This is a genomic window from Moorena bouillonii PNG, from assembly GCF_001942495.1.
Lineage (GTDB): Bacteria > Cyanobacteriota > Cyanobacteriia > Cyanobacteriales > Coleofasciculaceae > Moorena > Moorena bouillonii.
On the sequence record NZ_MKZS01000001.1, the window covers coordinates 5,428,847 to 5,444,890 of the forward strand.

18 protein-coding genes are annotated in these 16,044 nt (G+C 44.8%); 7 read left to right on the top strand and 11 right to left on the bottom strand.

The annotated features are described in order from the left end of the window. Positions 1-7: 7 nt before the first annotated feature. Positions 8-1,051, top strand: coding sequence for a DnaJ C-terminal domain-containing protein (locus BJP37_RS22065; RefSeq protein WP_075906344.1), 1,044 nt, complete (start codon positions 8-10; stop codon positions 1,049-1,051). A gap of 56 nt (positions 1,052-1,107) precedes the next feature. Here the strand turns inward: BJP37_RS22065 and BJP37_RS22070 are convergent, their stop codons facing one another. Together BJP37_RS22070 and dapB are read right to left on the bottom strand one after the other, a co-directional pair. Next, positions 1,108-1,806, bottom strand: coding sequence for a DUF8619 family protein (locus tag BJP37_RS22070; RefSeq protein WP_075901986.1), 699 nt, complete (start codon positions 1,804-1,806; stop codon positions 1,108-1,110). Positions 1,807-1,951: 145 nt separating this feature from the next. Then, positions 1,952-2,779, bottom strand: a complete 828-nt coding sequence (gene dapB / locus BJP37_RS22075; RefSeq protein ID WP_075901988.1) for a 4-hydroxy-tetrahydrodipicolinate reductase — start codon at positions 2,777-2,779, stop codon at positions 1,952-1,954. A 384-nt stretch (positions 2,780-3,163) separates the two neighbouring features. Between dapB and BJP37_RS22080 the strand changes: the two genes are divergently transcribed. Next, positions 3,164-3,490 (top strand): STAS domain-containing protein, encoded by a 327-nt coding sequence (locus BJP37_RS22080; protein ID WP_075906346.1) that lies wholly within the window; start codon positions 3,164-3,166, stop codon positions 3,488-3,490. A gap of 541 nt (positions 3,491-4,031) precedes the next feature. Here the strand turns inward: BJP37_RS22080 and BJP37_RS22090 are convergent. Continuing rightward, positions 4,032-5,177: a PP2C family protein-serine/threonine phosphatase gene (locus BJP37_RS22090; RefSeq protein WP_075901992.1), complete on the bottom strand. Its 1,146-nt coding sequence runs from the start codon at positions 5,175-5,177 to the stop codon at positions 4,032-4,034. A 255-nt stretch (positions 5,178-5,432) separates the two neighbouring features. Further along, the gene (locus BJP37_RS39770; RefSeq protein ID WP_158069710.1) at positions 5,433-5,606 is read right to left on the bottom strand and encodes a hypothetical protein; all 174 of its coding nucleotides are present in this window, start codon (positions 5,604-5,606) and stop codon (positions 5,433-5,435) included. A gap of 156 nt (positions 5,607-5,762) precedes the next feature. Between BJP37_RS39770 and BJP37_RS22095 the strand changes: the two genes are divergently transcribed. Together BJP37_RS22095 and BJP37_RS39775 are read left to right on the top strand one after the other, a co-directional pair. Further along, positions 5,763-6,254: an ATP-binding protein gene (locus BJP37_RS22095; RefSeq protein WP_229415404.1), complete on the top strand. Its 492-nt coding sequence runs from the start codon at positions 5,763-5,765 to the stop codon at positions 6,252-6,254. Between the two features lie 172 nt (positions 6,255-6,426). Further along, a complete protein-coding gene (locus BJP37_RS39775; RefSeq protein ID WP_158069711.1) occupies positions 6,427-6,564 on the top strand; it encodes a hypothetical protein in 138 nt (45 codons plus the stop codon). A gap of 2 nt (positions 6,565-6,566) precedes the next feature. Here the strand turns inward: BJP37_RS39775 and BJP37_RS22100 are convergent, their stop codons facing one another. Beyond that, on the bottom strand, positions 6,567-7,952 hold the full coding sequence (locus BJP37_RS22100) for a cytochrome P450 (RefSeq protein ID WP_075901996.1): 1,386 nt from the start codon (positions 7,950-7,952) through the stop codon (positions 6,567-6,569). Positions 7,953-8,355: 403 nt separating this feature from the next. Here BJP37_RS22100 and BJP37_RS22105 point away from each other — a divergent pair, with 403 nt between their 5' ends. Both BJP37_RS22105 and BJP37_RS22110 read left to right on the top strand, forming a co-directional pair. Next, a complete protein-coding gene (locus BJP37_RS22105; RefSeq protein ID WP_075901998.1) occupies positions 8,356-10,566 on the top strand; it encodes a phosphoketolase family protein in 2,211 nt (736 codons plus the stop codon). A gap of 151 nt (positions 10,567-10,717) precedes the next feature. Beyond that, a complete protein-coding gene (locus BJP37_RS22110) occupies positions 10,718-11,245 on the top strand; it encodes a hypothetical protein (protein WP_075902000.1) in 528 nt (175 codons plus the stop codon). 634 nt (positions 11,246-11,879) lie between these two features. Here BJP37_RS22110 and BJP37_RS22115 read toward each other — a convergent pair. The 4 genes from BJP37_RS22115 to BJP37_RS37155 all read right to left on the bottom strand — a co-directional run bounded on the left by BJP37_RS22115 (position 11,880) and on the right by BJP37_RS37155 (position 13,821). Then, a complete protein-coding gene (locus BJP37_RS22115) occupies positions 11,880-12,161 on the bottom strand; it encodes a hypothetical protein (RefSeq protein ID WP_075902002.1) in 282 nt (93 codons plus the stop codon). A 261-nt stretch (positions 12,162-12,422) separates the two neighbouring features. Beyond that, complete coding sequence (locus BJP37_RS22120) at positions 12,423-12,671, bottom strand: hypothetical protein (protein ID WP_143727738.1); 249 nt, start codon at positions 12,669-12,671, stop codon at positions 12,423-12,425. Positions 12,672-12,916: 245 nt separating this feature from the next. Beyond that, positions 12,917-13,165: a hypothetical protein gene (locus BJP37_RS22125; RefSeq protein ID WP_075902006.1), complete on the bottom strand. Its 249-nt coding sequence runs from the start codon at positions 13,163-13,165 to the stop codon at positions 12,917-12,919. A gap of 449 nt (positions 13,166-13,614) precedes the next feature. Further along, positions 13,615-13,821 (bottom strand): hypothetical protein, encoded by a 207-nt coding sequence (locus BJP37_RS37155; RefSeq protein ID WP_143727739.1) that lies wholly within the window; start codon positions 13,819-13,821, stop codon positions 13,615-13,617. Positions 13,822-14,034: 213 nt separating this feature from the next. Between BJP37_RS37155 and BJP37_RS39780 the strand changes: the two genes are divergently transcribed. Beyond that, positions 14,035-14,205, top strand: a complete 171-nt coding sequence (locus tag BJP37_RS39780) for a hypothetical protein (RefSeq protein ID WP_158069712.1) — start codon at positions 14,035-14,037, stop codon at positions 14,203-14,205. Between the two features lie 915 nt (positions 14,206-15,120). On the opposite strand, the gene BJP37_RS22140 is transcribed toward BJP37_RS39780, so the two are convergent. Continuing rightward, the gene (locus BJP37_RS22140; protein ID WP_075902012.1) at positions 15,121-15,468 is read right to left on the bottom strand and encodes a hypothetical protein; all 348 of its coding nucleotides are present in this window, start codon (positions 15,466-15,468) and stop codon (positions 15,121-15,123) included. Positions 15,469-15,518: 50 nt separating this feature from the next. After that, entirely contained in the window at positions 15,519-15,950 is a 432-nt protein-coding gene (locus BJP37_RS22145) for a hypothetical protein (RefSeq protein WP_075902014.1), read from the bottom strand. Positions 15,951-16,044 lie beyond the last annotated feature (94 nt).

Here is a 16,044-nt window from a genome sequence, read left to right on the forward strand (position 1 = left end):
AATGACTATGCAAAACTATCGAGATTACTATGAAATGTTGGGTGTACCGACAGAGGCATCCAGCGAGGAAATTAAAAAGGCTTATCGGCGCTTAGCTCGACAGTATCACCCTGACCTGAATCCTGGAGATAAGACAGCAGAAGACAAGTTCAAGGATATTGGTGAGGCATATGAAGTTCTCTCTGACCCGAATAGGCGATCGCAGTACGACCAATTTAGTCGATATTGGCAGAAGAATTTTGGGAGAAAAGCGGCTAAAGCGGCTAGTTTGATTAAAAATGTAGGCTGGAACGGCAATGGTCGCGGTTCAGCCCAAGGAGAGGATTATGGCAATTACCGGGACTTTAACACCTTCATTGATCAACTACTCGGACGTCGCTCTACTAGAAAGGCAACATCAACCCCAGCTCCAGGGACTCGGGTAAGTTCCGACAGTGCGTTTCGACCAGGGAAAACTAAAACAGCCTACACTGTTAGTTCTCGTCTGAGACCTCAACCGAAATCCCCCCCTCAGCCTCAACCTTATGCCAAACCTCAACCTCAGGATATTGACGCTCGATTAACCCTACCTTTGGAAAAAGCCTATAGAGGGGGTCGAGAGCGAATTCGCCTAGAAGATGGACGGGCTTTAGAAATTGAGCTACCTGCTGGGATGGTAACCGGTGCCCTGGTGCGGCTCCAAGGTCAAGGTATTGATGGTGGATGTTTAAATTTAAAAATCACTGTGTCACCTCATCCCTTCTTTAAATTAGAGGAATTTGATGTGATTTGTGTAGTACCAGTAACACCTGCTGAAGCAGTATTAGGTGACTTAATAGAAGTTCCCACCTTGGATGGTAGAGTGCAAATTAATGTTCCTAGTGGGGTGAGGTCAGGACAAAAATTGCGCTTAGCAAATAAAGGTTATCCCAATCAAGAGGGGGGACGAGGGGATCAGGTAGTAGAAATTCAGATTGTTGTTCCCACCGAAGTCACTGAGGAGGTCAGAGAACTCTACGAAAAACTACGGCAAATTGAGAATTTTAATCCTCGCCAGGATTTACTGGTCTAGGAAAAAGCCTGACATCCAAGCATCTTAACCATGACCGTTAATGATTAAGTTAATGGTTAATAGGATCTTCGACGCCTAGAACTACGGGGACCTTGTCTGGAAGAAGAGCGCTCTTGATTCCTCAACTTACGACTAACTTGGACAAAGACATCTCGTTGCAGGTAAGGATAGTCATTTACCCAAATGTCTAAGCTAGGAATATAAATATCACTGGTCTGGGCAATCTTGCCTAAGTCAGGCTGATTGGACATGACCAACATCTGAGCAATTTGTCCAGGTGAAATATTTTTGTGGAGGCTTTGAAGGGGAACTTGCAGCTGACTCATAAATCCAGTTTCATCTTCTACTTCTAGATTTAACCGTCTCTCCCGGTGTTCCACAATTACCAACTCACCCCGCTGATTAACTTGTTCTTCTGTACCAATCAACTCCTCCGTTACAAATACATCCTCGATTCGGCCTTGCCAGAAGCCGCTATAGCCATATCGGCGCATCTTCAGGTTCCGCATACTTGCCCAATATACAGGCGACCACAACCAGTAAAGCCCTGCAGTGATCTCGAATAACACGCGGAAGGGAGCAAAACCTGAACCAAGAATCAAAGCTAAAATTAAAATCACCACGACTGCGATTAGAGAAATTAACAGTCGCCTTAAAAAATCTCGAAACTTACCCCAGTAGTAGCGATACTGGAGTCCCGTGGCTAGGACGGGAACCATTTGTTCAAACTTTTCGCGAGTGATCGGAATTAGCATGGGTTTTGTACTTAGTACTTAGTCCTTAGTCTTTAGTTACTTAGTTTTTAGTATTTAGTTTTTAGATTTGTTGTGATTGATCTCAATTTTGACAAATCACCAATGACTAATGACTAATCACTAATGACTAATGACTAATGACTGGTCACAAGATTTTCTCTAACCCATATAGTAGACCCTTGAGTTGGGTAACTTTGCGAATCGCGAGCAGTACTCCTGGCATATAGCAGGAACGGTCGCTGGTGTCGTGACGTAGGGTGTAGATTTGACCAGGGGCACCGAAGATGACTTCTTGGTGAGCAATTAAGCCAGGTAAACGCACGCTATGAATCCGAATGTTGTCTTCTGCAATGCTTCCCCTGGCACCTTTTAGTTTTTCGGTTTCTTCCACCATGGCTGGATTATAGGTTTTACCGGCTCCAGCCATGCGTTGGGCGGTTTGAATGGCAGTACCGCTGGGAGCGTCGGCTTTTTGGTTGTGGTGGAGTTCGATGATTTCTACGTGGTCAAAGTATTGGGAGGCTTGCACAGCTGCTTGTTGCAGTAATGCCATACCAATAGAGAAGTTGGGGATAATTAGGCAGCCAGTGCTGGATTTTTCAGCAAATTCCGACAGGTCTTTGATTTGGTCGGCACTAAGACCAGTGGTGCCAACTACGGGGCGGACACCGTATGCGATCGCAGTTCGGATGTTGTCGTATATGCTGTCAGGGTGGGTAAAGTCTACCATCACCCCTTGGGTTTTTTCTTGGGTAGCAAGAACTAGATTGGCTTGCAGGTCATTAACAATGGGAATTTCAACTGGTTCGCACCCGGCAACTTCTCCGGCGTCAAGACCTAAATACTTAGGATTGGTATCGATGGCACCGATTAGGGTTATATCTTCGGCTTGAGAAACAGCCTTAATCACCTCTCGACCCATTTTTCCGGCGGCACCGTTTACGACTACTGGAATGGGATTTGAATCGGACATACTTTCAGGATAGTTTGGGACTCTGCCAAGGGAATTTTAATCTATATTGCGTCATCTATATTGGGAGTTTTCGTGGGAGTGGGGTTAGGGGATGGAACCGTGAAAACCCGAGCGGACACTAAGGATACCACTAAGGGTAGATGGGTTAAAATCTTGCTTGTTGTTATAAGCCCCCGTTATAAGCCCCCAAATTTATCCCAAATTCAAGTTTACTATGCTCTTTATCGGTGAGGCTAATCCTGAAAGAAACGATTAGTGCTGTAGTACTAGGTTAAGTCGTGAGTCAGCTAAATGGTTATTGTCCAACCCAAGTCTGGCTGAAATTATTTGTCACGGCTATACTAGCAAAGTCAGTATATGTTTGTAACTAGCTTAATTTGGTATATGAGTAGTGCTGTTAAAGTCGTTCAACCCACAGGCATTCTAGATGGTACACAAGCTGCCGAGTTTCGTCAAGAGGTTAGTGAGCTGGTGGACTCTGGAGCAGATATTATTTTGATTGATTTTAAAGATGTTACTTTTATGGATAGTTCGGGTTTGGGAGCGTTGGTACTTGCTCTTAAAACGGTTCGTGCTGCTGAGAGCAAGATGTATATCTGCTCAGTTAATGAGCAAATCAAAATGTTATTTGACCTGACCAGCATGGACAGAGTATTTGAAATCTTTTCTACACGAGAAGATTTTGAAAGCGAGGTGCTTTCTACAAGATAATTCCAGGGAAGTCTATAGGGCGATCGCCGTTGGGCGTAGCCCTTTCCAAATCCTAGATTTTCTTTTAAGCTGTTGCCCATTTAAGGATATTATTCAGTTATAAAAAAAACTCAAACCCTATTCCGTGCTCCCCTGCTCCCCTGTTGTCATAACAAATTTAAATGAAGAGCAGCTTAGGGAAGGTAGGAAGATGTTTTGTGAAAATTGCCTAAAGCTTGATGAATTCGACACAACCAACTATGCTCCGATTGAAGACTCAGCAGCTTCAAGTCATAAGCTTCGAGTCATAATAATTAATTTTTCAGTAATTTTACCGAAAAATTGGCAAAAAATTGGCTATCAATTGGCGAAAGAATCCACCAATCGTTTTTTATACTCCCACTAACCTGGCTGAATTATTCTGATGATTTACTGCCTTTAAGTCTCCTGTCTTCTCTTTAAAAGCTGCCAATTTTTGACATTGCCCATTGCCCATGGACCCGATGCTAAGCAAACGGCCCACGCTAGGGAAACTGAGGTTGATTAGCCCAGAACGAGCTGTTCATACAAAATTGATTTCTAGTAACGATAAATCATCATCAAAATAGTGTTTAGGGTTCACGGCTTGCAGAGATTTCAAAATCAAATCTAAGTGACAAGCACCATTGTGATTTTGCTTACACTCTGCCAGCAATCTGATGAAGGGCTCAAGCCCCCAAACGTTCCCATTGGATTGGTCAATCTCGTAAATGCCATCGCTGAATATATATAGGGTGCTCGATTCAGTAATTTCACAGCATTGATCAATATAATCGGCATCTGGGAACATACCAACGGGTAAGCCAGGCGTTTTTAGACGTTGTACTTCCATCAAGGAACCATGGGTCTGAGCAATTAATATTGCGGGTGGATGTCCTGCACTAGCATAGACCAGTTGACGCTTGACCTGGTTATATACCCCATACCAGACCGTGAAGTACTTATCATTTCGCTCAGTGATCTGGAAGGTTTGGTTCAACCCTCGTAGAACATCACTCGGTTGATAGTAGTTAATCGACTTTAGAGCCCGCGACCTGAGTAAATTTAGCACTGAAAGTGTGGGCAAGGCAGCTCGTAAGCCATGTCCAGCAGCATCCAGCAGATAAATTGCTAAATGCTCTGAGTCTAGCCAATAATAGTCAAAGCCATCACCCCCCAGTTTCCGGGACGGAATAAATCGGGTGTCAATGGTCACCGATGGTTTGCTCATCCGGTCTGGAAGAATCGAACTAACATACTCTGCTGCCTCTGCTAATTCTCCCTCCAACAACTGCTTTTGGTGCTGCAAATCATGACTGAGTTGGTGTAACCTCAAGCCAGCCCTGACTCGTGCGTTCAACTCTGCTATTTCGATCGGCTTACACAGAAAGTCATCTGCTCCAGCATCTAACCCCTCTACCCGGTCTTCAATGGAATTTCGAGATGTCACCAGAATAAATATGGTGGTTGAGAGTCCCGGTGTTGCCTTGAGTTGACGACAGACATCCAATCCATTCATACCGGGCATAATCCAATCGCAAATGACTAGGGCTGGAGGTAACTTTTGTACCTGCACCAAACCTTCTTCGCCGTTGCTAGCTACAGCTACCTCATAACCCTGGTGGCAAAGGGTCCGTTTCAGTAACATTTGCATGGCTGGATCATCATCAATAATCAGAATTTGGTTCATAGCACTGAGGTTTTAGAAATTACTTTAGGATTTATCAATACACTGACTTACAATGAGGACAGCCAGTAGATTCTGACCGGCTGAATTTCACGAAACCTTGATCGCGTAGCGTGACGTTCCGTCAATCAGACCCCAAGACAAGTTAGACTGAGTTACTTTTATTGATGGCATTCCCTATTGGCGTACCGGATTTATTTGTTATAACTTTTGTGTATTGCACCGGTTCCGGTTTCTTCCCCCTTTTATAAATCTCCATCAATTATTGCTATTTTGGTCAACATTATATAGGGCAATACCCCCTAGAGGGCAAGACCCCCTGGCTTGATAGAAAACGGAAAAAGAAACCCCATTTGGCTCAATGGTTTTCAAGGGTGCTTCTGGCAGAGCTTCTAGAAAAAATTTTCTTTGAAGGCAATCTTTTGAAGGCAATTGAGTATTAGTCCATGGTACAGGGAGATATAAATCTAGGTTAGACTGGATTCCTTGATCTTAGAGTACCCTTTGGAGAGAATCAGGCTTCAATGTGGTTGATGTATGTGGTTGATGTATGTGGTTGATGTAAAAGATTTTGAGGAATTGAAAAAATTGAAAACATCTATCGAACTTCCTAGCGAGCTTAAGGCGTTAGAAAACGCTTTGGGATGGTTTGACCAGTTCAAACCATCGTATGTTCGCCAAAAAGTCTGGTTGCAGTGCCAATTAGCTCTCGCTGAAGGATTTACCAATGCCGTTCGTCATGCTCACAAAGATTTGCCAGAAGACGTTTCCATTGATGTCGAAGTTACTTTATGCCCCCAGCGCTTAGAGTTACGCATCTGGGATCAAGGCCCTCCCTTTGATTTAGAACAGCGGCTTATAGACCTCAAGCAGGAAATGAACCCTCAATCTGGTGGTGGACGTGGCATCGCTATACTACACAAAATCGCTGATCATCTCAGCTATACCCGTACCGATGACAACCGGAACTGTTTGTTAATTGTGAAGTGTTATCAGGAATTGGGAAAGAGGGATTTAAAAACTTTTTGTAAAGAAAATGTTAAGGAGTCTCGATTACCAATTGTCAGACCGATGGAGTAGGATAATGAGATGGGTGACCTAAGTGGCTGAAACTCGCTTTGCTGTGCTAGTTAGACTTTTGTTGACATTTATTTAGACTCAGCACAAAATAACACAAAATCTTTAATATTCTGAGTAATTCACTATTTTGTTTGGCAACACCATACCGGGTTTGGAAGAGTATGCTCACAAAATGCGATTGACGTTCCGTCACGCTACGCGATCGCATCCAACCGCCCTTTTCGGTAACCTTACTGGCCGCAAAGACTCTCGGTTATCACGGATAACCGTTTCTGTTGCTATGGGACAGTTACTTGCACAATTATTTTGATCCTAAATAGAATTTACGGTAGCAGGCTTTGGTGAATCCTTAGCAACACGTTGACCTGTCATCACCATAGGAACCCCATTTTCCGGAGCACTCAGGAGTCCACGACGAGCTGGTTTAATGATTTTGTCTTGTGCTAAGGCTAAGTGATAACCAGACAATACCTTAGCCAAAACTAGTTTCATTTCCAACATCGCCAAAGCAGCACCAATACAGCGTCGGTTTCCACCACCAAAGGGAAAATACTCATAGGCAGAGTATTGACGCTCAAGGAATCGTTCTGGTTTAAACTGATCGGATTCTGGATAGAGGTCTTCTCGACGATGGGTTAAATAGGGACAGGCAAATAGTGTAGTATTAGCCTGATAGTGGTGACCCATAATAGTAATTGGGGATGTGGTAGTCCGGGGAAAGATCAGGAACAACACTGGGTAAATCCGTAGGGTTTCTTGGCAAACTGCTGTGAGATAGGGCAGTTGGGCAATTGCCATCGGGTCTGGATTATCCCCTAAGCTATCAATTTCCTCTAGCAGTTTTTGGCGCACTGTCGGTAATCGATGAATCCAGTAGAATGCCCAAGCTAAAGCGGTTGCAGTAGTTTCATGACCCGCAAACAACAGGGTGAGCAACTGATCTTGTAACTCCTGATCACTCATCAAATCACCATTTTCGTCCCTAGCAGACATCATTAAACTGAGAATGTCATTGCCCATTAGTTCAGGTTGCTCTCGGCGCTGATTAATCTCTGCCTGAAGGAGGTTATAAATTTGCTGCCTACGCCGCACCATCTTGCCCCAAGGACTCCAAGCCCCTAAATCTCGTTGCAGGAACTTAAAAAACAGCATACTAGAGCGCAGGGGGGAACTAGTCATATCTAGCATGGCTGCCAGGAGTGGCTTCAGTTTTTGGTAACGGGGTCCGTGACCTAGACCGAAAACCCCCTGCATGATTACCTGGATGGTAATGTCTTGCATGGCAGTACGGGCAGTAAAGGCTTGACCGATTACCCACTGACTCGCTACTTGCTCAGTAATATCACAAATCAATTGACTGTAGGAATTAATTCGTTGCCCATGAAAGGGAGGAATCAAAAGTTTACGCTGCCGCTGGTGGGGTTGACCATCGAGTAAAGTCATTGAGGTTTCCCCCAGCAAGGGTCGTAGCAGCTTATTTCGTTCACCAGACTTAAACTGGCTAGGAGGAGCGGTCAAGACTTCCTGAATTGCTTGGGGATGGCTGAGGATGACTAACGGTCCGAAACCACTTAGCCGTATGGTAAATGTATCTCCATAGCGTTCTACACACTGATCCAAATATTTCAGAGGGTCAGCAACCCAATAGATTAACTGTAACCACTCAGGGATTTGAGGACCTTCAGGCAATTTACTCACACTCGTTTTCCTCTGTTACTTTCTTAAGACAAATTCATGACCTAACCTAACTACCATATTGCAACAAAACCTTCGGTTAGCTCATTACTATCAGAAAAGCGCTTATTGACAAGCTATTAATAGGATTAAGGGTAATCAAAACTAGTCGATTAATCCTATTCTGTTAGTCTGTGGAAATTCAAATGAAGCAAGATTTGATCACAATCTCGACAAGGCAGGTATGACAATGGATCTAGAGTTGCAGATTCTCAAGTCGTCTCAATAGTAGTCTCAATCAATCTCATCCATAAGACATTTCACTGGTTAAAACCCCAAATTTACCCTTTATACTAATTCCGCACCAAGCCAGCTGATTGTAATATTTGTTTAATACTCGTAATAATTAGAAAAGGTTTCTGAGACTATGACAGTTGGTAGCAGGGTTCCGACATTTTGTCAAGGAATTCAGTATTTTGGCAACACCATACCGGGTTTTGATGCGGCTTCTGACCAATACGGGCAACAAGCAGCGATTGCCCTGGGGCAAAAAGCGATCGCATCTCCTGATGATCCAGTAGCTGTCTTCCAGACCTTACTGGCTGCTGATGCCCTACGCTACCTAACCCTGCACATCACTGCTAGTAAATCCTCTGGTCATCCAGGGGGATTTGCCAGCATTGCGGACGGGATTGCAGCTTTGGTCATGCTGGGTTACAAAAACATTATTACTGAAGTGGGACACCATGCCCCAGGCTTCTACAGTAACATGTTTCTGGACGGCTCCCTAGAGGAGATGGGCATTAAGACTGTAGAACAGATGGGGGAACGCTTCCGAGAAATGCACGGATTGCTCGGACACCTTTCTGGTCAAATTCCTGGACTCCTCAATCCGGCTGGCCCGCTGGGACAAGGGCAACACTTTGCTATGGCTGGGGCTTTGCTTCATCCAGGGGTACTATTCCCAGTTACCATTGGGGATGGGGGCTTGGGTGAACCTTATGTGATGAGCAGTTTTGGTCACTTCTCTACGGCCTATCCCCAGGTGACTAATTTTCTGCCAGTTTTAGTGTGGAATGGTTACAGCCAGGAACACCATAGTATGGTTTCCACAAAGTCCAATCAAGAGATGATTGCATACTGGCAGGGCAATGGTTTCCAAGAGGTTATCTTAATCAATGCTAAGGATTATGATGATGCTGACCAACCTGGTGAGTATGTGGATAGCACTGAGTTTTCTTTGCAGAAACGATTGGCATTTACCCAAGGGGTTTTGGAAGCTACGGATAAAGCGGCTAAATTAGCTTTGAGTGGTAAGTTAACGGTGCTGATTGTTAAACAACTCAAAGGTGCTGGAGTCCACAAACGGGGAGCTAAAGCTCACAATCTCTACCCAGGAGATACCCTGGAAAAAGATTATATTGTTAGTGCCCTGAAAGCTCGGGCGTTACCGTCTCAAGCCTGGGAATTAGTCAGGATAAATTTTGAGCGTTCTGGAGGAGGGCCAGCGGCTCATACTGTAGTCACAGAAAAGGAATTCCCTTTGCCAGATTTAGGGGAATTACCTTTAGAAGAATTTGTGATTGATGGCGATAAGAAAATAGCGACTACCGCGATGGGAAGGATAGTTGCTGATGTGGGGCAAAAAGACCCTAATTTTATTATTTCCAATGCTGATGGCAATGCTGCTTCTGGAATTAATAATATTAACCAAGCTCTAAAAATTATCCACCCCACCCCGGATGAACTCTACTTCCAAGGACCAAAAGGTCAGGTGTACGAACCTTTGAGTGAAGATGCTTGTGCTGGATTAGCGGTAGGGTTAGCCTTGTTTGGAGCTCGTACTCTGTGGTGTTCTTATGAATCTTTTGCGATCAATGGGTTACCGATTTGGCAAACTGTTACCCAAGCCATGGCAGAATTGCGCCGTCCTACTCCGTCTACTATTACATTATTTACCGCTGGGGCACTGGAGCAAGGACGGAATGGTTGGACTCACCAGCGTCCTGAAATTGAAAATTACTTTGCTGCTATGATGCGCAATGGCAATATTTTCCCTTTGTTTCCCTGTGATGCTAATAGTATCCAAGTGTGTTATGAGTGGGCGCTGAGTACTAAGAATAAAGGAATTACCATTACTGCTAGTAAGTCACCTTTACCGGTACGCACGACCTTTGACCAAACCCGTCAAGGCTTGCAAGATGGTGCAATAGTATTGCATGAAACTAAAGGCAGTAAAACTGTTGTGTTTGCGGTGATTGGGGATATGAGCCTGATCCCAGTGTTTGATGCTGCTTCCGATTTGGAAAACCAAGGGATTGGGGTGCGGATTGTTTCGGTAATCAGTCCCCGCCGCTTGTACCGTCCTGATGATACAGCTTGGAAAACCTGTACTGAAGCTGATGGCGGTTTCTTAGATGATCAGGGGTTTGAACGGCTGTTTGGTGGGGATGGATTGATTGGTGTTACTGGTGGTACCAGTGCCATGCTGGAACCGATTATGTTACGTAGTACTAGCAAACGGGATGTGGTGGCTTGGAAGCGGGGTGAAACTGCTAGCAGTGCTGGTCAAATTATGGCCTTTAATGGTTTGACTGCTGAGGCTTTGGCTAAACGAGCGATTGAGTTGGTTGGTTAAAATTTAGCTGTCCGGCATCTTTTGCCGGACAGCTAAATTTGATATCACCCCTCACAGGTCTCCTCAGCTTAACGGTAAGGTAATGAAGAGCATGCTAAGCTTATAGATTAAAAGGCTCCCGACCACTATCTAATCATAGGCACGGACAACTATGCGACCTGATTTGCAGGACTTGGTGATTTCAGAGGACTATCTAACCAATTTAGTTGGGGAGAAGCCAGAGCGAGTCAGAGGTTTTTTCCTAGAGAAACCAAAAGAACCAGGAGATTTCCTGATCAAATTGGGTAGAGGGTCCTTTCTATGGCTGAAATATAAGGCAGTTAGACGGCTGGTGAAAGAGGTGGATCGATACAATACAGTGATTAGAGCTGTACACATTAATGATCAATTGGAAGAAGCTGGTAATCCAGGTGTTGGTCTCAGTAATCGGGAGCGAGTGCTCGAAGCCCTTAAGGTGATGAAAACGGATTTAGTGCGTGCCTTGAAGACAGAACGAATTCTCAGGGAGAATAAGCAGTTTATTACTAAGAATCCTCAGCTATTTACTACTAATTTAACTACCTTGACCGCCCTGCACTTGAGTGATCAGGCTAGTGAGTATGGACGAGTTTTAGATCAAGCCTTGCAGGTGGCAGTGGGGGTACAAGAGGAAATGAGAAAATTGCAGAATCAGCGTTAGCGATCGCTAATCTATTTAGTAGACTTCGCGGCAGTTGTCGGGAACAGGGAACAGCGGATCTGGGAACAGTGGATAAGAATTGACGCAAACACTATCAGAAAACTACTTTTGCGCATAGGTCTAGTTTAGGGAGTCGGGAGTCGGGAATCGGGAATCGGGAGCGGTGCGACCCGTGGCGAATTTAATTACGGGTCAAGCGCACCGAGGGAGTCGGGAATCGGGATATGAGAAGCGCTATAATTCATAATCAATTATGAATTATTAATAAACATACTATCTAAAAATCTGGTTAAAATTATTCTAAAAGCCAGGGGTTAAATTTTACTTTCATCCAGACTTATTACGGAGCATAATCCTACAGCAGAGCGGAAATAAATACACCATTAAAAACGTTTGATGTTTGAGGTTTTAATTCCGCGCAGCTGTAGTAATACTAAGTTCGATATAGCGTTTGTATTGGAGATGTAAACCTAGGAGGTCTTTTTTTACTGTCCAATAAAACTGAGGATCTCTTTCCCCTATGGCCTATGGCCTCTTGCCTCTTGCCTTTTTTACAACCCAGATACAAATGCTATAGTGCTACACAAGTAGTGATTTTAGCTCCCGTTACCTTGACCAGAGCCTAGCCAAACCACTACATCCCTTCGGGACAATCATCGGTATGAGTGGGTTGAGACTTCTTCAGTTTGCTAAAATCAATGTCGAAACCGAAAGTTCCACTCAAGGGTGTGAAGATTTCAGTGGCTACAATCGTACCATCATCGTCTAGGTCGAATCCCAGTTGGTTACCGAGGCCAAATCCGATGCCACGTACACGTAAGGTAAAGCCGCCGATGATGTGACCCATCATTTCGGCATCCTTTAGTTCAGTCAAACAGTTTTCCCGAGAAACCTTGAGGTCAGAAATAGTGATCATAGTTGGTAAATCTCCTGTGAATTGGTTTCTTTGACTAATCAGGGAGAAAAATTTATTCCCCCTGATTAGATTTACCCCGAGTCCAGGGCGGCAGAAATCCCTTACCAACTGCCATCAGTCGAAATCCTTAGTATTAAAGAAATTCATCCTTGATACTTCGACTTCCAGGTAGCGAAGGCTATTCTGTACAAGACTCTACAGACCTCTGGTCAAATAAAGTCTGATTAATTTCCACCAGAGCTCTTACGGAGCCGATTAGTCTTAGTGTTTATTGAACAGGTCACTAAAATCAATATCGAACCCGAAAGTTCCACTCAAGGGTGAGAAGATTTCAGTGGCTACAATCGTACCATCATCATCTAGGTCGAATGCCAGTTGGTTACCGAGCACAAATCCGATGCCACGGACACGTAAGGTAAAGCCGCCCATGATGTGACCCATCATTTCGGCATCCTTGAGTTCAGTCAAACAGCTTTCCCGAGAAACATTGAGGTCAGAAATAGTAATCATAGTTAGTAAATCTCCTGTGAATTGATTTGGTAAAGTAATCAGGGATAAAAATTTATTCCCCCTGATTATATTTAACCCGAGTTCAGGGCGGCTGCCATCAGTCAAAATCTTTGGTATTAAAGAAATTCATCTTTTATACTTCTGACTTCCAGGTAGGCAAGGCTATTCTGCCCAAGACTCTACAGACCTCTGGTGAAATAAAGTCTGATTAATTTCCACCAGAGGTCTTAGGGAGCCGATTAGTTTTAGTGTTTGAAGAACTTACCAAAATCAATAGTGCCCCCAAAAGTTCCACCGAAGGGTGAGAAGATTTCAGTGGCTACAATGGTACCATCATCGTCTAAGTCGAATGCCAGTTGGTTACCGATGCTAAATCCGATGCCACTGAAACTTAATTTTAAAAATCCACCGATGATGTGACCCATCATTTCAGCATCTTTCAGTTCAGTTAAACAATTTTCGCGAGAAACATTAAGGTCAGAAATAGTAATCATTGCTAGTAAATCTCCTGGAAGTTAGCTTTAGCTTGTGTTTTGTTTGAGGTTTGTTCGTTCCTCATCACATTTACATCCTAGGTGTTTTTTGTAAGGGATGCAAGGGGTTTTTCAAAGGGTTGGGGACATTAAAAATGCATCGTGTCTTTTAGGGATTAGTTATTGGTGATTAGTCATTTTTCCTTGGCATGCCAGCCGTTTGCCTGGAATTATGTGTGATTATTATTCAGTTAGTGAAATGGCTAGTTATGGAAATTCGGGACATAATTATTGCTGTTTTTTCTTTTGTTATTTTATTTGTTTTGGAAGAAAAAGAATGAAGCGGTCTTTAGGGAGTCGGGAGTCGGGAGTCGGGAGTCGGGAATCGGGAATCGGGAGTCGTGTGGGGAGATGGGGAGATGGGGAGATGGGGAGATGGGGAGATGGGGAGATCTGATCAGAGTAGGTTTTTAAGAAAGACATGAGTCTGGGGTGACTGGGTGTGGTGTGACTCGAAGGGATGCAGGGCTACTCCGGACGGTTTGATCGATGCGATCGCTTTTGTGTTGGTGAAATGGTACAGTCCATTTTCCCCACTCCGGCTGGGATCTCCGGAGTGTTTGATAGATGCGATCGCAAAAGTGTTGATGAAATAGTTCAGTGAATTTTCCCGGCATTGGTGAATTTTGGGATCAACATCAGTGGAGTGGGCATCCTGCCCGCAAAGGCCATAGATTGAAACTGGCTTGATGCCAGTTCCACCCCTGAATCCTACTCCACCTATAAAACCTATTAAACCCCTGAGCCCTGTTCTACTCGGTGATCTATGTGTACGCTTTTGTGTTGGTGAAATACTCCAGTGAATTTTCCCGGCATTGGTGAATCAAGGCATGAACATTAGTGGGGTGGGCATCCTGCCTGCCCAACAATATATTGAAACTGGCTTGATGCCAGTTCCACCCCTGAATCCTACTCCACCTATAAAACCTATTAAACCCCTGAGCCCTGTTCTACTGGGTTATTTATGCGATCGCTTTTGTGTTGGTGAAATACTCCAGTGAATTTTCCCGGCATTGGTGAATCAAGGCATGAACATTAGTGGGGTGGGCATCCTGCCTGCCCAAGCATAGATTGAAACTGGCTTGATGCCAGTTCCACCCCTGATGCCTGTTCCACCCCTGATGTCGATTCTACTGGGTTATTTATGCGATCGCTTTTGTGTTGGTGAAATACTCCAGTGAATTTTCCCGGCATTGGTGAATCAAGGCATGAACATTAGTGGGGTGGGCATCCTGCCTGCAAAGGCCATAGATTGAAACTGGCTTGATGCCAGTTCCACCCCTGAATCCTACTCCACCTATAAAACCTATTAAACCCCTGAGCCCTGTTCTACTGGGTGATCGATGCGATCGCTTTTGTGTTGGTGAAATACTCCAGTGAATTTTCCCGGCATTGGTGAATNTTAGTGGGTTGGGCATCCTGCCTGCAAAGGCCATAGATTGAAACTGGCTTGATGCCAGTTCCACCCCTGAATCCTACTCCACCTATAAAACCTATTAAACCCCTGAGCCCTGTTCTACTGGGTGATCGATGCGATCGCTTTTGTGTTGGTGAAATACTCCAGTGAATTTTCCCGGCATTGGTGAATTTTGGGATCAACATCAGTGGAGTGGGCATCCTGCCCGCAAAGGCCATAGATTGAAACTGGCTTGATGCCAGTTCCACCCCTGATGCCTGTTCCACCCCTGATGTCGATTCTACTGGGTTATTTATGCGATCGCGTCTGTAATCGTGATCAGCTCCAGTCAATTTTCCCCNACTCCAGTGAATTTTCCCGGCATTGGTGAATTTTGGGATCAACATCAGTGGAGTGGGCATCCTGCCCGCAAAGGCCATAGATTGAAACTGGCTTGATGCCAGTTCCACCCCTGAATCCTACTCCACCTATAAAACCTATTAAACCCCTGAGCCCTGTTCTACTGGGTGATCGATGCGATCGCTTTTGTGTTGGTGAAATACTCCAGTGAATTTTCCCGGCATTGGTGAATTTTGGGATCAACATCAGTGGAGTGGGCATCCTGCCCGCAAAGGCCATAGATTGAAACTGGCTTGATGCCAGTTCCACCCCTGAATCCTACTCCACCTATAAAACCTATTAAACCCCTGAGCCCTGTTCTACTGGGTGATCGATGCGATCGCTTTTGTGTTGGTGAAATACTCCAGTGAATTTTCCCGGCATTGGTGAATTTTGGGATCAACATCAGTGGAGTGGGCATCCTGCCCGCAAAGGCCATAGATTGAAACTGGCTTGATGCCAGTTCCACCCCTGAATCCTACTCCACCTATAAAACCTATTAAACCCCTGAGCCCTGTTCTACTGGGTGATCGATGCGATCGCTTTTGTGTTGGTGAAATACTCCAGTGAATTTTCCCGGCATTGGTGAATTTTGGGATCAACATCAGTGGAGTGGGCATCCTGCCCGCAAAGGCCATAGATTGAAACTGGCTTGATGCCAGTTCCACCCCTGAATCCTACTCCACCTATAAAACCTATTAAACCCCTGAGCCCTGTTCTACTGGGTGATCGATGCGATCGCTTTTGTGTTGGTGAAATACTCCAGTGAATTTTCCCGGCATTGGTGAATTTTGGGATCAACATCAGTGGAGTGGGCATCCTGCCCGCAAAGGCCATAGATTGAAACTGGCTTGATGCCAGTTCCACCCCTGATGCCTGTTCCACCCCTGATGTCGATTCTACTGGGTTATTTATGCGATCGCGTCTGTAATCGTGATCAGCTCCAGTCAATTTTCCCCACCCCTACTCCGATCCTCACAGGGGTAGGTTTTTTACATTTGGGTCGGGAATCGGGAATCGGGAATCGGGAATCGGGAATCGGGAA